Source organism: Pseudomonas sp. D3-10, assembly GCF_051132175.1.
GTDB lineage: Bacteria > Pseudomonadota > Gammaproteobacteria > Pseudomonadales > Pseudomonadaceae > Aquipseudomonas.
The window spans coordinates 4901336-4922022 of sequence record NZ_CP071668.1 but is presented as its reverse complement, the minus strand read 5'-3'; the positions used below and the strand labels follow the sequence as shown (position 1 = coordinate 4922022).

16 protein-coding genes are annotated in these 20687 nt (G+C 60.5%); 8 read left to right on the top strand and 8 right to left on the bottom strand.

Translation table 11 applies throughout. From position 1 onward, the window contains the following. Positions 1–87: 87 nt before the first annotated feature. Positions 88–801, bottom strand: a complete 714-nt coding sequence (locus J3P90_RS22270; RefSeq protein WP_434562214.1) for an autoinducer binding domain-containing protein — start codon at positions 799–801, stop codon at positions 88–90. 282 nt (positions 802–1083) lie between these two features. Between J3P90_RS22270 and J3P90_RS22265 the strand changes: the two genes are divergently transcribed. Beyond that, entirely contained in the window at positions 1084–1860 is a 777-nt protein-coding gene (locus J3P90_RS22265; RefSeq protein WP_420767275.1) for a ferredoxin--NADP reductase, read from the top strand. Between the two features lie 42 nt (positions 1861–1902). Here J3P90_RS22265 and mscL read toward each other — a convergent pair whose 3' ends face one another. Next, entirely contained in the window at positions 1903–2316 is a 414-nt protein-coding gene (mscL, locus tag J3P90_RS22260; protein ID WP_420767274.1) for a large-conductance mechanosensitive channel protein MscL, read from the bottom strand. 283 nt (positions 2317–2599) lie between these two features. On the opposite strand from mscL, the gene katB reads away from it, so the two are divergent. From katB to radA, 3 genes are all read left to right on the top strand, one after another. Beyond that, positions 2600–4141 (top strand): catalase KatB, encoded by a 1542-nt coding sequence (katB, locus tag J3P90_RS22255; protein WP_434675402.1) that lies wholly within the window; start codon positions 2600–2602, stop codon positions 4139–4141. A 62-nt stretch (positions 4142–4203) separates the two neighbouring features. Next, positions 4204–4752, top strand: a complete 549-nt coding sequence (locus tag J3P90_RS22250) for an ankyrin repeat domain-containing protein (protein ID WP_434676597.1) — start codon at positions 4204–4206, stop codon at positions 4750–4752. A 40-nt stretch (positions 4753–4792) separates the two neighbouring features. After that, a complete protein-coding gene (gene radA / locus J3P90_RS22245; RefSeq protein ID WP_030140305.1) occupies positions 4793–6160 on the top strand; it encodes a DNA repair protein RadA in 1368 nt (455 codons plus the stop codon). Positions 6161–6348: 188 nt separating this feature from the next. On the opposite strand, the gene J3P90_RS22240 is transcribed toward radA, so the two are convergent. Beyond that, a complete protein-coding gene (locus tag J3P90_RS22240; RefSeq protein ID WP_434562218.1) occupies positions 6349–6705 on the bottom strand; it encodes a PilZ domain-containing protein in 357 nt (118 codons plus the stop codon). A gap of 159 nt (positions 6706–6864) precedes the next feature. On the opposite strand from J3P90_RS22240, the gene J3P90_RS22235 reads away from it, so the two are divergent. From J3P90_RS22235 to yjiA, 3 genes are all read left to right on the top strand, one after another. Next, complete coding sequence (locus J3P90_RS22235) at positions 6865–8931, top strand: carbon starvation CstA family protein (RefSeq protein WP_420767271.1); 2067 nt, start codon at positions 6865–6867, stop codon at positions 8929–8931. 15 nt (positions 8932–8946) lie between these two features. After that, positions 8947–9144, top strand: coding sequence for a YbdD/YjiX family protein (locus J3P90_RS22230; protein ID WP_072390895.1), 198 nt, complete (start codon positions 8947–8949; stop codon positions 9142–9144). A gap of 277 nt (positions 9145–9421) precedes the next feature. After that, positions 9422–10390, top strand: coding sequence for a GTPase (gene yjiA, locus J3P90_RS22225; protein ID WP_420767660.1), 969 nt, complete (start codon positions 9422–9424; stop codon positions 10388–10390). Between the two features lie 78 nt (positions 10391–10468). Here yjiA and glyA read toward each other — a convergent pair whose 3' ends face one another. Both glyA and J3P90_RS22215 read right to left on the bottom strand, forming a co-directional pair. After that, a complete protein-coding gene (glyA, locus tag J3P90_RS22220) occupies positions 10469–11722 on the bottom strand; it encodes a serine hydroxymethyltransferase (protein WP_230153609.1) in 1254 nt (417 codons plus the stop codon). A 247-nt stretch (positions 11723–11969) separates the two neighbouring features. Continuing rightward, the gene (locus J3P90_RS22215) at positions 11970–15818 is read right to left on the bottom strand and encodes a sensor domain-containing protein (protein ID WP_434675401.1); all 3849 of its coding nucleotides are present in this window, start codon (positions 15816–15818) and stop codon (positions 11970–11972) included. A gap of 269 nt (positions 15819–16087) precedes the next feature. On the opposite strand from J3P90_RS22215, the gene ettA reads away from it, so the two are divergent. Then, complete coding sequence (gene ettA / locus J3P90_RS22210; RefSeq protein WP_420767658.1) at positions 16088–17752, top strand: energy-dependent translational throttle protein EttA; 1665 nt, start codon at positions 16088–16090, stop codon at positions 17750–17752. 58 nt (positions 17753–17810) lie between these two features. On the opposite strand, the gene J3P90_RS22205 is transcribed toward ettA, so the two are convergent. From J3P90_RS22205 to J3P90_RS22195, 3 genes are all read right to left on the bottom strand, one after another. Beyond that, positions 17811–18302 carry a GreA/GreB family elongation factor gene (locus tag J3P90_RS22205; protein ID WP_434562224.1) on the bottom strand — a complete coding sequence of 164 codons (492 nt, stop codon included), beginning with the start codon at positions 18300–18302 and terminating at the stop codon, positions 17811–17813. A gap of 70 nt (positions 18303–18372) precedes the next feature. Beyond that, the gene (locus J3P90_RS22200; protein WP_434562226.1) at positions 18373–18729 is read right to left on the bottom strand and encodes a hypothetical protein; all 357 of its coding nucleotides are present in this window, start codon (positions 18727–18729) and stop codon (positions 18373–18375) included. A gap of 90 nt (positions 18730–18819) precedes the next feature. Beyond that, positions 18820–20673 (bottom strand): Lnb N-terminal periplasmic domain-containing protein, encoded by a 1854-nt coding sequence (locus tag J3P90_RS22195; protein ID WP_434675400.1) that lies wholly within the window; start codon positions 20671–20673, stop codon positions 18820–18822. Between the last annotated feature and the right edge of the window lie 14 nt (positions 20674–20687).

Genomic DNA, 20687 nt, shown 5'->3' with positions numbered 1-20687 from the left:
TAGGCGCGTCATCATTCAAGTGGGGCCGTAAATGGTACGTTTTTTTGCCAGGCATTACCCGTGGGTTTTTGCGGACTGAGTGGTTACCTAGATCACATGGATGTGCGCAGCTTTCGCCACCGCCGAGATTTTATTGGTCACGTTCAACTTCCGCATGCAGCTGCAGACGTGGAAATTCACGGTACGTTCGGACAGGCACAGGATGCGCCCGACCTCCGACGCCGTCTTTCCTTCGGCGGACCACCTCAGCACTTCGATCTCCCGGGGGGAGAGGTGGTAGGTTTGCGGGGGCACCATATTGTCGACCAGCTTCTTGCCCGCCAGAGCATGCAATTTCTGGCTGGCGAAGATGGCATAGCCAAGGTTCCCATAGTGCTCGTCGGCATCGATCGGACAATGCGTCCTGGCGAGGCTGAATAAACTGTAATGGGAGCCGTGCTCATCATGTATGGCTTGTGTCCAGCCGTGCCTGAGACCCTGTCGGTTAAGTTCCCGCCATAACTTGGGTGCTTCGGAAAATGCACTCTCACTCCACAGGATCGGTAATGCGGACTGGTTGCAATGCGCCACTATCGGGTCATTGTTGACGTAACCATTTTGTTCATAAAGCCGGTCCCATCCATAAGGGTAATTATTAATATTGATCTTACTGGCATACCGATCGGGAACGCCCGAGTATGCGGCAAAGGCACAGTATTCAAATCCTTGAAAATTAAAGAAATCCAGTACCAGACGATAGGCCCTTTGCAAGTCCTTTTCACATGACAGTTTTCGCAGTTGCAAGTCCTTCCACTCGTCCATTGCACTTCTCCTTTGGAACTTTCAACGAGGTGGATCCAATCGGTGACGCGAAAATGAGTGTAGGACTTTTCCTTGCTCGGTAGTTAGATTTTTTTCTTTTGTCTGGCGTCGTCGCTATTGACGAAGTCACTTTACTAACAGTGTTTTTGATACATGTTTTTAACTTTGTAGAGCTTTATCCGCCGATGTACAAGGTGGGTGGCTTAACGCTATCAATCTTCGGCGGTGGTTAATATCCTCTCTTTGCGGGACACTGCAGGCCTTGTTCGATTGGAGTGCCCCATGACCGACAATGCAGAAAAGTTTACCCGCCAGAGACTGGTCGACGTACAAACGTTGACGCCTCACTTGTTTACGCTACGCACCACCAGGGATCGCGGTTTCCGCTTCCGGGCTGGTCAGTTCGCCCGGCTCGGTGTCGTCAAGGCGGATGGGAGCACCGTCTGGCGCGCTTATTCCATGGTGTCATCGCCGTTCGACGAGTTTCTCGAGTTCTTTTCGATCGTCGTCCCGGGCGGTGAATTCACCAGCGAGCTGAGCCGTCTGAAACCAGGGGATAATCTGCTGGTCGAGCGCCAGGCCTTTGGCTATTTGACGCTGGACCGTTTTGTCGACGGTCGTGATCTATGGCTGTTGTCCACGGGAACGGGTGTCGCCCCGTTTCTTTCGATCCTGCAGGATTTCGAGGTCTGGGAAAAATTCGAACGGATCATCCTCGTCTACAGTGCGCGGGAGGCCAGGGAACTGGCGTACCAGGACCTTATCGAGGGGTTGTTCCAGCGAGACTACCTGGCCGAATACGCGCATAAGTTCCGGTTTATATCGACCGTCACCCGTGAGCAGGTTCCAGAGGCCCTTAACGGGCGAATCACTACGTTGATAGAAAACGGTGAGCTGGAACGGGTCGCCGGTGTCCCGCTGACGCCTGAGCATTCCCGGGTCATGCTGTGCGGCAATCCCCAGATGATTGACGACACGCGCAAGCTGCTCAAGGCCAGGGGCCTGCAACTGAGCCTCACCCGCCGGCCCGGCCAGGTAGCGGTGGAAAACTATTGGTAGAAAAATGGCGTCCCGGGGACGCCATTTCTAGGCGCGGGAATATCAGGGCCGTTCGTTCTGGGCCTTGAGCAAGTCGCGGATCTCACTCAGCAATAGCTCTTCCTTGGTCGGCACAGGGGGGGCGCTCGGCGCGACGGCTTCTTCGCGCTTGAGCCGGTTGATGGCCTTGACGCCCATGAAGATCGCGAACGCGACGATGATGAAGTCCACTGTGCTCTGGATGAATTTGCCATAGGCCAGCACAACTGCCGGCGTATCGCCTTGGGCGGCCTTGAGGGTGATGGCCAGGTCGCTGAAGTCCACCCCGCCGATCAGAAGGCCGATCGGAGGCATGACCACGTCACCCACGAACGACGAAACGATCTTGCCGAAAGCAGCACCGATAATGATCCCGACGGCCATGTCGACGACATTGCCTTTGACCGCGAAGGCCTTGAACTCGCTTAGCACGCCCATGAATGATTCCTTGTGACAGATGAGTTGATAGCCGCAGTGTAAGCCAGTCATCGGTGTCTCGCTCGACATGATTGCTTACAAAGCGTGCCTGTAATCGACCCGGCCCCCCGCGAAAAGTTTACAAAGTGCCACCAATCGCGCGCGATACGCGCTTCAGGGCTGACTCCCTATATTGTTTTTTCTATCAGCGCGGTATGGCATTTCTATTTAGGTTTTCATTTTCCGAGCACTAGCCTCTGAAAGGCGCACATGGATGCGCTTTATAAAATCAGAGGAAACTTCAATGAACACTTCCCTTGGCCTCGGCGCTATGTCCGGTCGCCGTTCCCTTGTTGTGCTGACCGCCAGCCTGTTTTCCCTGTCCATCCATGCCGCCACGCTGACTCGCGATAATGGTGCAGCGGTAGGCGACAACCAGAACTCGCAAACGGCGGGGCCCAATGGCCCAACCTTGCTGCAGGATGTGCAACTGATCCAGAAGCTTCAGCGGTTCGACCGCGAACGTATCCCCGAGCGCGTCGTCCATGCCCGTGGCACCGGCGCCCATGGCGAATTTACCGTGTCCGATGATTTGAGCGACCTGACCAAGGCCAAGGTTTTCGCGGCGGGCCAGGTCACGCCAGTGTTCGTACGTTTTTCCGCCGTGGTGCATGGCAATCATTCACCCGAAACACTGCGCGACCCGCGTGGCTTTGCCACCAAGTTCTATACGGCGGAGGGTAACTGGGATCTGGTGGGTAATAACTTTCCGACATTTTTCATCCGTGACGCTATTAAGTTCCCTGACATGGTCCACGCGTTCAAACCCGATCCGCGAACCAACCTGGATGATGACTCCCGTCGTTTCGACTTCTTTTCCCATGTTCCAGAAGCGACTCGCACCCTGACCGAGTTGTATTCAAACTCCGGGACACCAGCCAGTTACCGCGAGATGGACGGTAACGGTGTACATGCTTACAAACTGATCAACGCAAAGGGCGAGATCAGTTACGTAAAGTTTCATTGGAAAAGTTTGCAGGGCCTCAAAAATCTCGACCCGAAAGAAGTGGTGAAGGTACAAGGACAGGATTACAGCCATATGACCAACGATTTGGTCAGCCATATCAATAAGGGGGACTTTCCAAAGTGGGACTTGTTCATCCAGGTGCTCAAGCCTCAGGACCTGGCCAAGTTTGACTTCGATCCATTGGACGCGACCAAGATATGGCCGGATGTTCCGGAGCGAAAAGTTGGGCAAATGGTGTTGAACCGTAATCCGGCGAATGTTTTCCAGGAAACCGAACAAGTGGCAATGGCGCCGGCGAACCTGGTGCCGGGTATCGAGCCTTCGGAAGACCGGTTGTTGCAGGGGCGGGTGTTTTCCTACGCCGATACGCAAATGTACCGGATTGGGCCGAACGCGCTGCAGTTGCCAATCAATGCCCCCAAGGTCGCTGTCAACAACGGCAACCAGGATGGCGCGATGAATTTTGGCAAGACCAGCACCGGTGTGAATTACCAGCCGAGCCGCTTGATGCCCCGTGAAGAACAACAAGCGGCGCGCTATAGCCAGGCCGAGCTGACCGGTAGCACCCAACAGGCGAAAATTCAGCGCGAGCAGAACTTCAAGCAGGCGGGCGACCTGTACCGCTCGTTCAACCAAAAGGAGCGCAGTGACTTGATCGAGAGTTTTGGTGGGTCTTTGGCGACTACCGATGACGAGAGCAAGCACATCATCCTGTCGTTCCTCTACAAGGCCGATCCTGAATACGGGACGGGAGTGGCCCGTGTCGCCAAGGGCGACCTGGCGCGAGTCAAGGCGCTGGCCGAGAAGCTGAGCGACTGATCCGCTTATGGGAGCCGAGTGGGTTCGGCTCCCATAATTCGCAGTCGCATGGAGAGGTCATGATGCGTAAGTTCCTTTCATTGATATTAATCACATGGTCATGGGCTGTGCTGGCCGATCAGGCTCCGACCGCCGACGCGGATGAGGTGCGGGCACAGTTGCAAGATTATTATTTCGATGCCGCCCGCCGGGGCGATGTGCCGATGCTCGATACCTTCATCGAGGCCGGCTATTCGCTCGACACGCGGGATGAGAAGGGCTACACCGCGCTGATCCTGGCGGCGTATCACGGTCATGGCCCGGCGGTCGAGCGTCTGTTGGTCGCCGGGGCGGATGCCTGTGCCCAGGACAAACGTGGCAACACCGCGTTGATGGGGGCGATTTTCAAGGGCGAAGTGCAGATCGCGCGTCGTTTATTGTCCACCGATTGCAGTCCAGACCAGCGCAACGGTGCCGGGCAGACCGCCGCGATGTATGCCGGTCTGTTCAAGCGTGGCGAGTTGCTCGATGCCCTGAAGGCCAAAGGGGCCGACCTGGAGGCCAGGGATCCGTTGGGCAACACCCCGGCAGATCTGGCAAAGGGTGAAATCAGAATGCCGGCCCCGCGGTAAAGCCCGGCTGTTATCATCGCGGTTTTTACCCGGAGTTCAGATGGCCAAGGCAAAGCGCATGTACGGCTGCACCGAGTGCGGCTCGACCTTTCCCAAATGGGCCGGCCAATGCAGCGAATGCGGGGCCTGGAACACTCTGACCGAAACCATGGTGGAAAGCGGCGGCGCGGCGGCGCCCACCGGGCGTACGGGCTGGGCCGGCCAGCAGGCGCAGATCAAGACGCTGGCCGAGGTCAGCGTTGAAGAAATTCCGCGGTTCTCCACGGCATCCGGTGAGCTGGACCGCGTGCTGGGCGGTGGTCTGGTGGACGGTTCGGTGGTGTTGATCGGCGGCGATCCGGGCATCGGCAAGTCCACCATCCTGTTGCAGACGTTGTGCAATCTCGCCACGCGCATGCCGGCGCTGTATGTCACTGGCGAAGAATCCCAGCAGCAGGTGGCCATGCGCGCCCGGCGCCTGGGGTTGCCCCAGGATCAGTTGCGAGTCATGACCGAGACTTGCATCGAAACGATCATCGCCACGGCGCGCCTGGAAAAACCCAAGGTCATGGTGATCGACTCGATCCAGACGATTTTTACCGAACAACTGCAATCGGCCCCGGGCGGTGTGTCCCAGGTGCGCGAGAGCGCTGCGTTGCTGGTGCGTTACGCCAAGCAGAGCGGCACGGCGATTTTCCTGGTAGGCCACGTCACCAAGGAAGGCGCGCTGGCCGGGCCACGGGTGCTGGAGCACATGGTCGATACCGTGCTGTATTTCGAAGGCGAATCCGATGGTCGCCTGCGATTGCTGCGGGCGGTGAAGAATCGCTTCGGCGCCGTCAACGAACTGGGTGTATTTGGCATGACCGACAGGGGCTTGAAGGAAGTATCCAACCCCTCGGCGATCTTTCTGACACGCGCCCAGGAAGAAGTTCCAGGCAGCGTTGTCATGGCTACGTGGGAAGGCACCCGACCGATGCTGGTGGAAGTGCAGGCGTTGGTGGATGACAGTCACCTGGCGAACCCGCGCCGTGTCACGTTGGGGCTGGATCAGAACCGATTGGCGATGTTGCTGGCTGTCCTGCACCGGCACGGCGGGATTCCTACGCACGACCAAGACGTGTTTCTCAACGTGGTGGGCGGAGTCAAGGTGCTGGAGACCGCATCCGACCTGGCACTGATGGCAGCGGTCATGTCCAGCCTGCGAAACCGGCCGCTGCCCCACGATTTGTTGGTGTTTGGGGAAGTGGGGTTGTCGGGAGAAGTGCGACCGGTGCCCAGTGGGCAGGAGCGGCTGAAAGAAGCGGCCAAGCATGGCTTCAAGCGCGCCATCGTGCCCAAGGGCAATGCGCCGAAGGAGGCGCCGGCGGGGTTGCAGATCATCGCGGTGACACGTCTGGAGCAGGCGTTGGATGCGTTGTTCGAATAGCACCGAGGCGGGTGCGGTCCACTGTGGTGAGCGGATTTATCTGTGGCGAGGGGATTTATCCCCGCTGGGCTGCGCAGCAGCCCCAAAAAAGCGACCCCAATCAACCTGGCACACCGAGTTGTCAGGTTTAGGGCTGCTTTGCAGCCCAGCGGGGATAAATCCCCTCGCCACAGGGGGCACTGCTGGATTCAAATGTGGATCAACGCCGCCAGTTCCCGCTCCAGTTCATCATGGTCGGCCAGGTTCAGTTCCACCAATCGACGCAAGTGGGCGATGGAATCCAGGTCGATATGCTCGCAGACGAAGCCCAGGTGGCCGTGGTCGTCGTGAGCCAGCCGGACTTCCATCTTGACCTCTGCCTCCGGGCTCAGGTGGATGTCTGCCATGAAAGGCGCCTCGGGATCACCGAGCCAAGGCTGGGGCTTTTCGATCAGCAGCCCCTTGAGGGACAGGTCGAGCAACTTCACTGGCCAGATGAAGGGCCCTTGGCTCAGTTCGGTCTTGGCATGGAATTCAATTCGTACGAAGCGGCGGCGTTCGCTCATTACCCGTTCCCCCTGAAGATCCACTGACTATAGACCCAACTGGCGCGCCGTCGTTGTCGTTCGGTCAGTGGCCGACGAATGTCGGGGTATGGCCTTTACGCTGGTTAGCGCTAAACTCCAGTGGCTATCTTTCTTGTCCACCCTGGCTGGAATATAAAAATGAAAAACAATAATAGCCTGCTACGCCATCTGCCCTGGCTACTGCTGGCCGTCGTAGGAGCGTGCGCCCTGGGCGTCGTGGCATTGCGTCGAGGCGAGGCGATCAACGCCCTCTGGATCGTCGTCGCAGCCGTGGCCATTTACCTGGTCGCCTATCGCTACTACAGCCTCTTCATCGCCAACAACGTGATGCAACTCGATGCGCGCCGGGCCACGCCTGCCGTGCTCAACAATGATGGCCTGGACTACGTCCCGACCAACAAGCACATCCTGTTCGGCCACCACTTCGCGGCCATTGCCGGCGCGGGGCCGCTGGTCGGGCCCGTGCTGGCCGCGCAGATGGGCTACCTGCCCGGCACGCTCTGGCTGATCGCTGGCGTGGTGCTGGCCGGTGCGGTGCAGGACTTCATGGTCCTGTTCCTGTCCACCCGCCGCAACGGTCGCTCCCTGGGCGACATGGTGCGCGAGGAAATGGGCCGCATTCCCGGCACCATCGCGCTGTTCGGCTGCTTCCTGATCATGATCATCATCCTCGCGGTGCTGGCGCTGATCGTGGTCAAGGCCCTGGCCGAGAGCCCGTGGGGCATCTTCACGGTGATGGCGACCATCCCGATCGCGATGTTCATGGGCATCTACATGCGCTACATCCGCCCGGGCCGCATCGGCGAGATCTCGATCATCGGCGTGCTGTTGCTGTTGGGTTCGATCTGGCTGGGCGGGCAAATCGCCGCCGATCCGGTCTGGGCCAAGGCCTTCACCTTCACCGGAATCCAGATCACCTGGATGCTGATCGGCTACGGTTTTGTCGCGGCGGTCCTGCCGGTGTGGCTGATCCTGGCGCCACGGGACTACCTGTCGACCTTCCTCAAGATCGGCACCATCGTCGCCCTGGCGATCGGCATCCTGGTCACCATGCCCGAGCTGAAAATGCCCGCGCTGACTCAGTTCACCGACGGCACCGGGCCGGTATGGAAGGGCGGCTTGTTCCCGTTCCTGTTCATCACCATCGCCTGCGGCGCGGTCTCGGGTTTCCATGCGCTGATCTCCTCGGGCACCACGCCCAAGCTGCTGGATAACGAAACCAACGCCCGCTACATCGGTTACGGCGGCATGCTGATGGAGTCCTTCGTGGCCATCATGGCGATGGTTGCCGCCTCGGTGATCGAGCCGGGCGTGTACTTCGCCATGAACAGCCCGGCGGCGATCGTCGGCACTGACGTGGTGGCCGTGGCCCAGACCGTCAGCAGTTGGGGCTTTGCAATCACTCCCGACGCGCTGCAAGCGGTGGCCAAGGACATCGGTGAAACCACCATCCTGGCCCGTGCCGGCGGTGCGCCGACCCTGGCGGTCGGTATCGCGCAGATCCTGCACTCGGTGCTGCCGGGTGAGAACACCATGGCCTTCTGGTATCACTTCGCGATCCTGTTCGAAGCGCTGTTCATCCTCACCGCGGTGGACGCCGGCACCCGTGCCGGGCGGTTCATGCTGCAGGATCTGCTCGGCTCGTTCGTGCCGGCCCTCAAGCGTACCGAATCCTGGACCGCCAACCTGATCGCCACTGCCGGCTGCGTCGCGCTGTGGGGTTACTTGCTGTACCAGGGCGTGATCGATCCGCTGGGCGGCATCAACACCTTGTGGCCGCTGTTCGGCATCTCCAACCAGATGCTGGCCGGTATCGCGCTGATGCTCGCCACCGTGGTGCTGATCAAGATGAAGCGCCAGCGCTACGTCTGGGTCACGCTGCTGCCGGCGAGCTGGCTGCTGATCTGCACCACCACCGCGGGCCTGATCAAGCTGTTCGACGCCAACCCGGCGATCGGCTTCCTGGCCCTGGCGCGCAAATACAACGATGCCCTGGCCGCCGGCCAGATCCTGGCCCCGGCCAAGAGCATCGAGCAGATGCAGCACGTGGTGTTCAACGCCTACACCAACGCAACGCTGACGGTATTGTTCCTGTTCGTGGTCTTCAGCATCCTGTTCTACGCGCTTAAGGTCGGCATCGCCGCCTGGGGCACGAAAGAGCGCACGGACAAAGAAGCGCCATTCCAGGCCCTGCCGGACGCTTGATAGAGGATTGCAACGATGTTCAATGACTTGAGTCGCCTCGGTAAATACCTCGGTCAGGCCGCCCGCCTGATGGTCGGCATGCCCGACTACGACAACTACGTCGAGCACATGCAAACCAAGCACCCGGACAAGCCGCTGATGGACTACGAGGCGTTCTTCCGAGAGCGCCAAGAGGCCCGTTACGGCGGCAAGGCCGGGCCCAAGTGCTGTTGAACTGAGGCCCATCCCTTGTGGGAGCGAGCCTGCTCGCGATAGCGGAGTGTCAGTTAATGATGAATTGACTGACCTGACGCCATCGCGAGCAGGCTCGCTCCCACAGTTGTTTTGGGCTGGACTTGGGATTGCGTACACCACGGATCGCCTTGTGGGAGCGAGCCTGCTCGCGATAGCGGTGGGTCAATTAATGATGAATTGACTGACCTGACGCCATCGCGAGCAAGCTCGCTCCCACAGGATCCGCTTTCTTTTTCAGGCATCAAGGAGATTCAGTTTGTCCTCTCCCATCCCGGTCACGATCCTCAGCGGCTTCCTCGGCGCTGGCAAGACCACGCTGCTGCGTCATCTGCTCAAGGCCGAGCACGGCCTGAAAATTGCCGTGATCGAGAACGAATTCAGCGATGCAGGCATCGATACCCAGTTGCTGGGCGAAGAGCCGGTGCAGGTCATGACCCTGGCCAACGGCTGCGTTTGTTGCACCATCCACACCGACCTCACCAAGGCCCTGTACTTGTTGCTCGAGCGGCTGGACAGCGGCGAGATCCAATTTGACCGCCTAGTGATCGAATGCACCGGTCTCGCCGATCCCGCACCGGTGGCGCAAACCTTTTTCATCGACGAGGACCTGCGTGAGCGCTACATCCTCGACGGTATCCTGACCTTGGTGGATGCCGCGCATGCCGACACCCACCTGGCCCAGGCCATTGCCCAGGCCCAGGTCGGATTTGCCGATCGCCTGCTATTGAGCAAGACAGACCTGGTCGACGCGGCCCATGTCGAGGCTCTTCGGGAACGCCTTATGCGCATCAACCGGCGGGCGCCGATTCGGGTGGTCGAACACGGCAAGATCGACCTGGCCGAATTGCTGGACATCCGCGGTTTCAACCTCAATGCGGACCTGGGCGCCGGGCTCAGCCTTCGTCCGGTTGGCAAGGCGACCACGGGCGATCGCATCAGCAGCCTGGTGCTGCGCACCGACAAGCCGCTGGACATCGACAAGCTCAGCGACTTCATGAACCAGTTGCTGGAAGAACACGGCAAGCAGTTGCTGCGCTACAAAGGCGTTTTGAACATCGCGGGCGAGTCCCGTCGGTTGGTATTCCAGGGTGTGCTCAAATTGTACGGTTTCGATTGGGACACCGATTGGGCGCCAGGCGAGGCCCGAGAAAGCGTTATCGTGTTCATCGCCGATGAACTGCCCGAAGAAAAGATCCGCGCCGGCTTCGAAGCCGCGCTCCACTGACCATCCACGCGTGGGGCGAGTGGTTTTCCAACGATAAAAAAACCGGCCACTGGGGCCGGTTTTTTTTTGCTACTGCTATCAGGCGCCGTATACCGGCAGCTTCTTGCAGATCGCCTTGACCTTCTCACGCACGGCGTCGATCACCGCTTCGTTGTTCAGGTCGGCCAGGATGTCGCAGATCCAGCCAGCCAGTTCCTTGCACTCGGCTTCCTTGAAACCGCGAGTGGTCACCGCAGGGGTGCCGAAACGCAGGCCCGAGGTGACGAACGGGGAACGTGGATCGTTGGGTACCGAGTTCTTGTTGACGGTGATGAACGCTTTACCCAGCGCCGCGTCAGCGTCTTTGCCGGAAATCTCTTGCTTGATCAGCGAGAGCAGGAACAGGTGGTTTTCAGTACCGCCGGACACCACGTCGAAGCCGCGCTCGATGAACACGCCGGCCATGGCCTTGGCGTTCTTCACCACTTGTTGCTGGTAGGCCTTGAACTCAGGCTGCAGGGCTTCCTTGAAGCAGATCGCCTTGGCCGCGATCACGTGCTCCAGCGGGCCGCCCTGGGCGCCTGGGAATACCGCCGAGTTCAGCTTCTTCTCGATGTCGGCGTTGGCGCGCGCCAGGATCAGGCCGCCACGTGGACCGCGCAGGGTCTTGTGGGTGGTGGTGGTGACCACGTCGGCGAACGGTACCGGGTTCGGGTACACGCCAGCGGCAACCAGGCCGGCAACGTGGGCCATGTCGACGAACAGGTAGGCCCCGACCTTGTCGGCGATCTCGCGAAAGCGCGGGAAATCGAGGATCTGGGAGTAGGCGGAGAAACCGGCCACGATCATTTTCGGCTTGTGCTCGAGGGCCAGGCGCTCGACTTCGTCGTAGTCGATCAGGCCATTGCCGTCGATACCGTACTGAACGGCGTTGTACAGCTTGCCGGAGGAGGAAACGCTGGCGCCGTGGGTCAGGTGACCGCCGTGGGCCAGGCTCATGCCCAGGATGGTGTCACCGGCCGACAGCAACGCCAGGTACACGGCGGCATTGGCCTGGGAACCTGCGTGTGGCTGGACGTTGGCGTAATCGGCGCCGAACAGCTGCTTGGCGCGGTCGATGGCCAATTGCTCGACCACGTCGACGTACTCGCAACCACCGTAGTAACGCTTGCCTGGGTAGCCTTCGGCGTACTTGTTGGTCAGTACCGAGCCTTGAGCTTCCATCACCGCTGGGCTGGTGTAGTTTTCCGAAGCGATCAGCTCGATGTGCTCTTCCTGGCGCTGAGCTTCTTGCTCCATGGCGGCAAAGAGATCGGCGTCGTACTTGGCAATAGTCAAATCACGGCTGAACATGGCGGTCCTCAAGGATCGGGGCAGAAAAGGGGGGCATTCTACCTCAACCGGTTTTGGAAGGCATATGAAAGGGCGTCATGTCTTGGACGAATGGGTTTCACGCAGGGCTCAGCGTCGCCTGTACCGGCCTCATCGCGAGCAGGCTCGCTCCCACAGGGATCTGTGGTGTATGTAGATTGCCAAGGCACCCAAAACAAGTGTGGGAGCGAGCCTGCTCGCGATGAGGCCAGTCCAGACACCAAAAATTTCAGTCGATCATGAACAACGCATCATTGCTGAACTGCGCTTCAAACCGATTCGCCGGCATCGGCCGGCCGAACAGGTAGCCCTGTACTTCGTCGCAGCCGTGTTCGCGCAAGAAGTCCAGTTGCTCGTGGGTCTCGACGCCTTCGGCGATCACCGCCAGGTTGAGGCTGTGGGCCATGGCGATGATCGCCCGGGCGATCTGCGCGTCCTGCTCGCCGGACGGCAGGCCGTCGACGAAGGTGCGGTCGATCTTCAGCACGTCGATGGGGAATTGCTTGAGGTAGTTGAGCGACGAATAACCGGTGCCGAAGTCATCCACCGCGATACTCAGGCCAAGGTTTTTCAACCCGGCGAGGATCTGCATCGCCTCGCTGACTTCGCGCATCAGGATACTTTCCGTCAGTTCCAGCTCCAGGCAGGCCGGTGGCAGCCCAGTGCTGCGCAAGATATTGGCGATGCGTGTGCCGAGTTGGCCGTCGGAGAACTGCCGGGCCGAGATGTTGACCGAGACCTTCGGCACCCGGACCTTGGCCTGGTGCCAGGTCTTGAGCTGGCGACAGGCTTCGCTGATGACCCAGTCGCCGACGTCCACCACCAGGCCGAGTTCTTCCAGCACCGGGATGAAATCCCCCGGCGGCACCAACCCGCGTCGCGGATGGCGCCAGCGCAGCAAGGCCTCGGCGCCGGTCAGGCGCTTGCCGTCGCCACTGAACTGGGGTTGGTAATAGAGCACGAACTCATTCTGTTCCAAGGCGTGGCGCAGGTCGCTTTCCAATTCCAGCCGCTCCAGGGCGCTGGCGTTCATGTCGGCCTGGTAGAACTGGAAGTTGTTCTTGCCGCGCTCCTTGGCGTGATACATGGCCGTGTCGGCGTTCTTCATCAATTGGCTGAGTTCGTTGCCGTCCTGGGGACTGAGGGCGATACCGATACTGGCGGTGACGAAAAACTCGCGACCTTCCAGCACGAAGGGCCGGACGAGGCTAGCAAGGATCTGCTCGGCCACGGTGATCGCCCTGTTCAACGCCATCTCGCGAGTGGCTCGCGGTTGCAGCAGCAGGGTGAATTCATCGCCGCCCATGCGCGCCACGGTGTCGTCGTCGGCCACGCAGCCGAGCAGGCGCGTCGCCATTTCCTTGAGCATCCGGTCGCCAGCGGCATGACCCAGGGAGTCGTTGATCGGCTTGAAGCGGTCCAGGTCGAGAAACATCAGCACGACCCAGGTCTTCTGTCGCTCGGCTGACTGCAGCGCGGTGTGCAGACGGTCCTGGAACAGCGTGCGGTTGGGCAGGTGAGTCAATGCGTCGTAGTAGGCCAGGCGATGGATGCGTTGCTCGCTGGCCTTGCGTTCGCTGATGTCGCTGAAGAAACACACGTAGCTGGCAAGGTCGCCTTCGTCGTCGAGCACCGCCGTGATGCCGACCCAGGCCGGGTAATGTTCGCCATTACGGCGCTTGAGCCAGACTTCGCCTTCCCAGGTGCTGTGTTGTTGCAGTTGCTTGAGCACGTAGCGCAAATGGGCTTCCTGCTGCTCATCCACGGTCAGCATGGTGGGCAGTTGGTCGAGCACTTGCGATACCGCGTAACCGCTGACGCGACTGAACGCCTCGTTGGCCTGAACGATGTAGCCGGCCGGGTCGGTGATCAGGATCGCCGATGTCGAGTGCTCGAATACGGTGGCGGCCATGCGCAGGTCTTTTTCGGCGCGCCGCTGCTGGCTGATGTCACGGCCCACCCCCAGTACACCTTCGAACGCGCCATGGTCATCCCACACCAGCACCAGCCGCAGCTCGATAGGGATCTTGCGCCCATCGGCGCGCAGGCAGTCGAACAGATACAACTGGGTCTGCATCTGGTTGCGCAGCTCGGTCAGTTGGTCGGGCTTGTCGAGGGCCTTGCTGAGCCGGTCCATCAGGCTGTAGATGCCGGTCAGTTGTTGCGGGTTGGCGATGGTCGACTGCCAGCCGTTCCGGAAGATCGAGTCGGCGGTGTAGCCCAGCACCGCCTGGACGGACGGGCTGACATAGTTGAGCGACAGCTTGCTGTCGGTCGAGAAAATCACATCGCTGATGCTTTCGGCGAGCATCCGGTAGCGTTGCTCGCTGTCGCGCAGCGATTCGCTGGCCTCGATCTGCTCGGTAATGTCCTTGGCCACGCCGATGATCCGGGTCACCTGGTCGTAGCGGTCCCGGGCCAGGGCCTGTTCGCGGACCTCGAAACGGCGCCACTTGCCGTTGCGATGGCGGAACCGCAGCTGGCATTGCAGCAACTGCGTGTAGCCGCCGCGCCGCTGTTCCTGGCGCAGCGTGTGATAGTGATCGGCGTCGTCGCTGTGCAGCAGGATTTCCCAGAAATACTCGCCCATCTGGTGCAGTTCGGTTCGGTCGTAGCCGAGCGTCTGGCCCAGGTGGTGGTTGCTGAAGATCATCCGCTGGCTGATCACATCCTGCACATAAAGATGATCCGGAACGGTGCGCACCACATCGGACCAGAACCCTTCGCGTTCCAGTAGCGACAGTTCGATCAGCTTGCGGCTGGTGATGTCGCTGATGCTCAGGATGACCGCGTTATAGTCGTGCTGGGTTTCCGGCAGGCGCAACACCAGCCACAGATGCTGATCCCGGCCGTGGGCGTCCTGGAGCCTGATTTCCAGCTCCAGCTGTTTATGGGGATCGAGCAACGCTTCGAGCAGTTTCGAACCGACCGGGTTGTTGTCCCTTTCGGCGTTGCCAACCAGCAGTTGCCAGGCTTGTTGGCAGGAGTCGACATTGAGCAGCTTCAACGCCACCTGGTTGACTTCGGTGACGTGCACTTGCTGTTGCAACTGTTCGAGCTGTTGCGGAACCTGCAACCAGGCGCGCAATTGCTCGCCGTTGTGCAGGCCAGTCCTGGCAAAAAACGCCTTGAGGCCGGACAGGTCGAGCACGCAGAGGGCCACGCCGGTGCCCTCGAAAATGTCCTGATAGCGACGGCGCCCTTCGTGCAGCTGCCGCTGGCGTCGGCGCATGTTCAGCAGGGCAATGACCGGCAACATGGAAAACGCCAGGCCCAGCAGGCATTTGCCGATGAAGGCCGGGAGCAGCTGCTCGAGCACCTGGCGCCGGTCGAACAGCCCGCGCAGCTGCCAGTCGCTGCTGCTCAGGGGGACGGTCAACACCGTGTTGCTCAGGTCCTGCGGGGTCAGTTGGGACGGGGTGATCGTGGGCAGGCTTTCGTCGCGGCTGATGATCTGCCGATTGAGACGGTTCTCCACCAGCCACAGTGGCCGCAGGCCCGTATCGCCCTGTTTGGTCAATGTCGAAAAGAAACTCGGAGACAGGCGCAGCGCCCAGTATCCGCGAGAGCTGCCGCTGGCCTGGTGCAACAGCAGATGCACCACGGATCCGTCCTCGGCATTGCTGAAATAGTGAGCCTGGGCGCGACTGCGCCGTACCAGTTCGGCCAGGTAATCCGCGTCCTGGCTATCCGCGTCACTGTCGCTGAGCACTCTGCCGGAGGGGCTCAGCAGCGCCAGGCTGCGCAATTCGGGCAATGATTGCTTGAGCTTGCGCAACAGCGCCTGCTGTTCGTCGGCGGTTTGCGGTTGTTCGACGATCGGTAGCAGATTGAGGGCTATTTGCGCGTTCAGGGCCATGTTCAGGCTGACTTGCGCGGCGAGGTCGGCCGTGTAATCGATGGTGTATTGGCGCTGCTGCTGTTGGGTTTCGCGCAGTTGGTCAAGCAACTGCCAGAAGAGTAGCCCCAGCAACAACAGCACCAGCGAGGCCAGCCCGCCCTTCAATGTCCCGCGCAGGGGCAAGCCTGGCACGGCGACGGGTGCGCGTGGGGACGGGGGCGGAGTGACGTTGGACAAGCTGTAATCCTGCGGTTTGCTGGACTGGCGCGACGTCACTATAAGCCGGACGCCCGAAGGGCGGCTAGCATGCCTTGCCTTGTGGCAAAGTGCCAGCCCTCGGTGGCTGGACCTGGACCGACGGTTGAGGTAGCTTTGCCGGTCAAACAAGAGCGTTCCAGCTCCGGATTCCCAGGCTCCATCGGCTCGCAGGTAGTGATCAACATCAACTGCCCGCGCCGCGCATGGCCTGGCTCGTTCTTTTCACTGTCACTGACGCTAGGTTCACCATGGCTCAATACGTCTTCACCATGCATCGGCTGGGCAAAGTTGTTCCGCCGAAGCGGGAAATCCTGAAAAACATTTCTCTTTCCTTTTTCCCTGGCGCCAAGATCGGCGTACTGGGCCTCAACGGCTCGGGTAAGTCCACGCTGCTGAAAATCATGGCCGGCGTCGACAAGGAGTTCGACGGTGAAGCCCGTCCGATGCCCGACCTGAACATCGGCTACCTGCCGCAAGAGCCACAACTGGACCCGACCAAGACCGTGCGTGAAGTGGTCGAGGAAGCGGTCAGCGTGATCAAGGACGCCCAGGCGCGCCTGGACGAGGTCTACGCCGCCTACGCCGACCCGGACGCCGATTTTGACAAGCTGGCCGCCGAACAGGCCAAGCTCGAAGCGATCCTGCAGGCCAGCGACGGTCATAACCTGGATCGCCAGCTGGAAGTGGCCGCCGATGCGCTGCGCCTGCCGGCCTGGGACGCGAAAGTGGAACATCTGTCGGGCGGTGAAAAGCGTCGCGTGGCCCTGTGCCGCCTGCTGCTGTCCGCGCCGGACATGTTGCTGCTCGACGAACCGACGAACCACCTGGACGCCGACTCCGTCGCCTGGCTCGAACACTTCCTGCACGACTTCCCAGGCACCGTGGTTGCGATCACGCACGACCGTTACTTCCTGGACAACGTCGCCGGCTGGATCCTGGAACTCGACCGCGGCGCGGGCATTCCGTACGAGGGCAACTATTCGGGCTGGCTGGAAGCCAAGTCCGATCGTCTGGCCCAGGAGTCCAAGCAGCAGTCGGCCCATGAAAAAGCCATGAAGGAAGAACTGGAATGGGTGCGCAAGGGCGCCAAGGCCCGCCAGTCCAAATCCAAGGCTCGCCTGCAACGCTTCGAGGAAATGCAGTCTCAGGAATTCCAAAAGCGCAGCGAAACCAACGAGATCTACATCCCGGCCGGCCCGCGCCTGGGTGACAAGGTCATCGAATTCAAGAACGTCACCAAGGGCTACGGCGACCGCGTGTTGATCGACAACCTGTCGTTCTCCATGCCTAAAGGCGCCATTGTCGGTGTGATCGGTGGTAACGGTGCGGGTAAATCCACGCTGTTCCGCATGCTGATGGGCAAGGAAACCCCGGACTCCGGCACCATCGAGATCGGTGAAACCGTGCAACTGGCCTGCGTCGACCAGAGCCGTGAGGACCTGGACGGCAGCAAGACCGTGTTCCAGCAGATCTCTGACGGTTCCGACCAGATCCGTATCGGCAACTATGAAATCCCGTCGCGCACTTATGTCGGTCGTTTCAACTTCAAGGGCGGCGATCAGCAGAAATTCGTCAAGGATCTCTCCGGCGGTGAGCGCGGTCGCTTGCACCTGGCGTTGACGTTGAAGGAGGGCGGTAACGTCTTGCTGCTCGACGAACCGTCCAACGACCTCGACGTCGAAACCCTGCGTTCCCTGGAAGAAGCCTTGCTGGACTTCCCGGGCGCCGCCATTGTGATCTCCCACGACCGGTGGTTCCTTGACCGCGTGGCAACCCACATCCTGGCATATGAAGACGACTCCCAAGCGGTGTTCTTCGAAGGCAACTACACCGAGTACGAAGCCGATCGCAAGAAACGCCTCGGCGAAGCCGCCGCCCAGCCGCATCGCGTACGGCACAAGAAACTGGCCTGATTCGGTCGGTTGCATGAAAAACGGAGCCTTCGGGCTCCGTTTTTCATGGACCGTGGCTTTACTTCAGGTCAATTGCCACCACCTCAATCGATAGATCCCCCGCCGGCCGCTTCCACACCACTTCATCCCCAACCTTCGCCCCCAGCAAGGCCCGCCCCAGCGGCGAGCCCCAGTTGATCAGTCCATTGGCCGCATCGGCCTGGTCTTCCCCAACCAATTGCACACACCGTTCCTGATCGTGCTCATCGGCAAAAGTCACCCAGTGCCCGATTCGCACCTGATCGCAATGGCTCGGCGTAACGACCTGGGCGCTTTGCAGGCGTTGATTGAAATATCGCAGATCCCGTTCGATATCGGCGATACGCTGCTTGTCTGCCCGCTCGCCCTGGGCAGACTGTTGGCTATGCAGTTGCTGCAGTTCGGTGACCCGTGCCTGCAATTGAGCAAGCCCCGCCGGCGTGACGTAGTTGGGCTGTGCGCTGACCTGGCGTTCGACCGGTTGATCGGCCTGGGCGGCGGCGTTGTCTTCGTTGACGAAAGCGCGACTCATAGGGTTCTCCTCTGTTGGAGTTTGGGCGATGGTCGCAAGGTTTTGGTTTCGACGGATGTCTCTGAGCGACTCACTGCGTGCGATAGGCCCGAGCGGCGTCGCGATCTTTCTCCTGCTGCCAGGCACGTTCGCGATCGTCCCAGTGGCGTTCGCGGTAGGCGTCACGCTCTTCACTCTCGCGCATGGCCTGGCACTGGCGAAAGCCGTCGCTCCAGCCCTCGGCGTAGCGGGCATCCTTGAGATAACGCGGCACGTCCTTCCTGAACTGGCCTGTGATCACGCCGGCGGCTTGCCGACCGCTACTGCAGCCATCATCGAAACCGTCGGCGAAGGCCGGTGGATAACCTCGGGCAATCAAATCCTCATGGGTTGTTTCACAGCCACCGAGCAACACCAACACCCCCAATACCACCGCCGCGCGCCACATGTTTTGCGTTCCTGCCCGATCCACTCATAAAAGAAGTCTAGAAGCGGATTCGTCAGAAAGGTGTGAAAGCGCGGTGATCAATCCGTTCGTTCAGTAGTGGTACCACTTCACCTCGAGCATCACCTCGTTCTCTGGCGAGGCCAAGTGGCTGAACTCTCGCTGGGCGCTCAGGCGCAGGCCCAGGTTGCGGGACAATTCCCACTGCTGGTTCAGGCTCAGGCTACGGCGTACCTCGCCATTGACGAAGTAATCGCCCTTGGCTTCCAGGCTCAGGTTGCCCAGCGGGTTCTTCCACAGCACGCCGCTGTTGAATCCGGCGGCCGGGGCGATGAATTGAGCGAAATCGTTGTTGCGTTCGACCCGCACCGTGCCTAGTGCAAAGCCCAGTACATCTTCGCCCAGCGCCCAAGTGCCACCCGCGCCGCCGTTGACGTGGCTGACCAATGTTTCGTCGTCGTGTTTGCCCGGAACCCGCTCCAGGCCACCAGTGACCTGCCAGGACAACGGTTGCAGCAGCTCGTTGCGCGGGGTCAGGGAGCGGATGGTCGCCAGGTCCAGCTGCTGCACTTGCCAGTCGTTGCCTTCGTACTGGCGCAGCTTTAGTTGAAGGATCTCGATTTGCGCCCCCAGCGGAAAGCTTTCGGCGTTGTCGTTGAGGTCGTGATAGGCCATGCGCAGGCCGTACTCACCGAACGCACGGTCACCCCGCGTACCCAGGCCGGCCTGCCAGGTGCGCGATTCGTGGCCGTCTTCCGGAAGGCCCGGCTGTGGGATGTCCAGTTCCGGCGCGGGGTTCTGGTTGATCGCCCTCAGCAGCTCGAAACTGCGCTGGGCCCGCTGTGGATCGCGCTCCTGGCCGTTGGCGCGATAACGCTCCAGGCGGTAGGCGGCATCGATGATCAGCGCCTGACGCTCGCGCGGTAGCGCCTTGAAGTCGGGCGTTTGCAATTGTTGCTGGTCGGCGCTGACCTTCAAAACCCACTGCTGCTCATTATCGCTGAGCGGTTCGGCGCGGCTGAGCAACTCTCGCTCCCGGGACGGGCGGTACTGGATGCTTTCCACCAGCCCGGCTTCTTTCACCGCCTTGACGGTGTCGGTGGGGATCGCCGTGAGCGGGAACTGTTCGGTCAGGCGCAGGCTGGGACGGGCGACTTGCAGCAATTCAAGCAGGCGATAGGAGCAGTTTTCGTCGAAGAAGAAATAGTCGAACTGGATCTGCTTGAGCTCCCACACATGCTCGACCATCCGTTCGGTTTCCGCCTGGCTCAGGTTCAGGCGGTATTCCCATAGGTCGCGATTCTCGAGGCTGCGGTATTCGGAGAGTTTTTCCTGGTACGGCACCAGGGCGAACAGGCCAGGGTAGCCGCCCATCAGGCCCTTCCAGGCGTAGAGGATGCTGTTATCCGAACCTTCAATGTAGGCGCCGAAGTTGATCGCGTAGCTGAGCAGCGCGGTCTTGTCGCTTTGCACATCGGCCTGGTCGATGCGCAGCAACGTATGGCCGAACATCGATGACGGGCTGTTCAGGTACGCGGCCGGGAAGATCATCACCGCGCTGTGGGGCGAAACGTCCTTGAACCATTGGGTGTAATCGCTGCAATTGACCGAGGGCAGGTCCGTCAGGTCGAGCTGCGCCTTCAGCCAGCGGGTACGCGCCGCGTACACGCACTGGGCATGCTGCTGGCCGGCACTGGCCGGGCCGTACAGGGCTTGCAGCGTGGCGGTCAGTTCGCGGTCGGGATGCTCGTTGCCGTCGGGTGCGAGGAAGAATTTCTTGTCGCTGATGTAGCTGCGCCAGCCGCCGAGCTTGGCGGTTTCGTAGTGGCCAAGGGAAATCCAGAAGCGGTCATTGGCCAGTTGCTGCAAACGTTGAGGGTCGACATGAGGCGCGGCGGATAGCGGGGCGCACACACAGAGCGCCAGCCAGGCAAGGCGTTTGAGCATAGTCGGCTACTTGG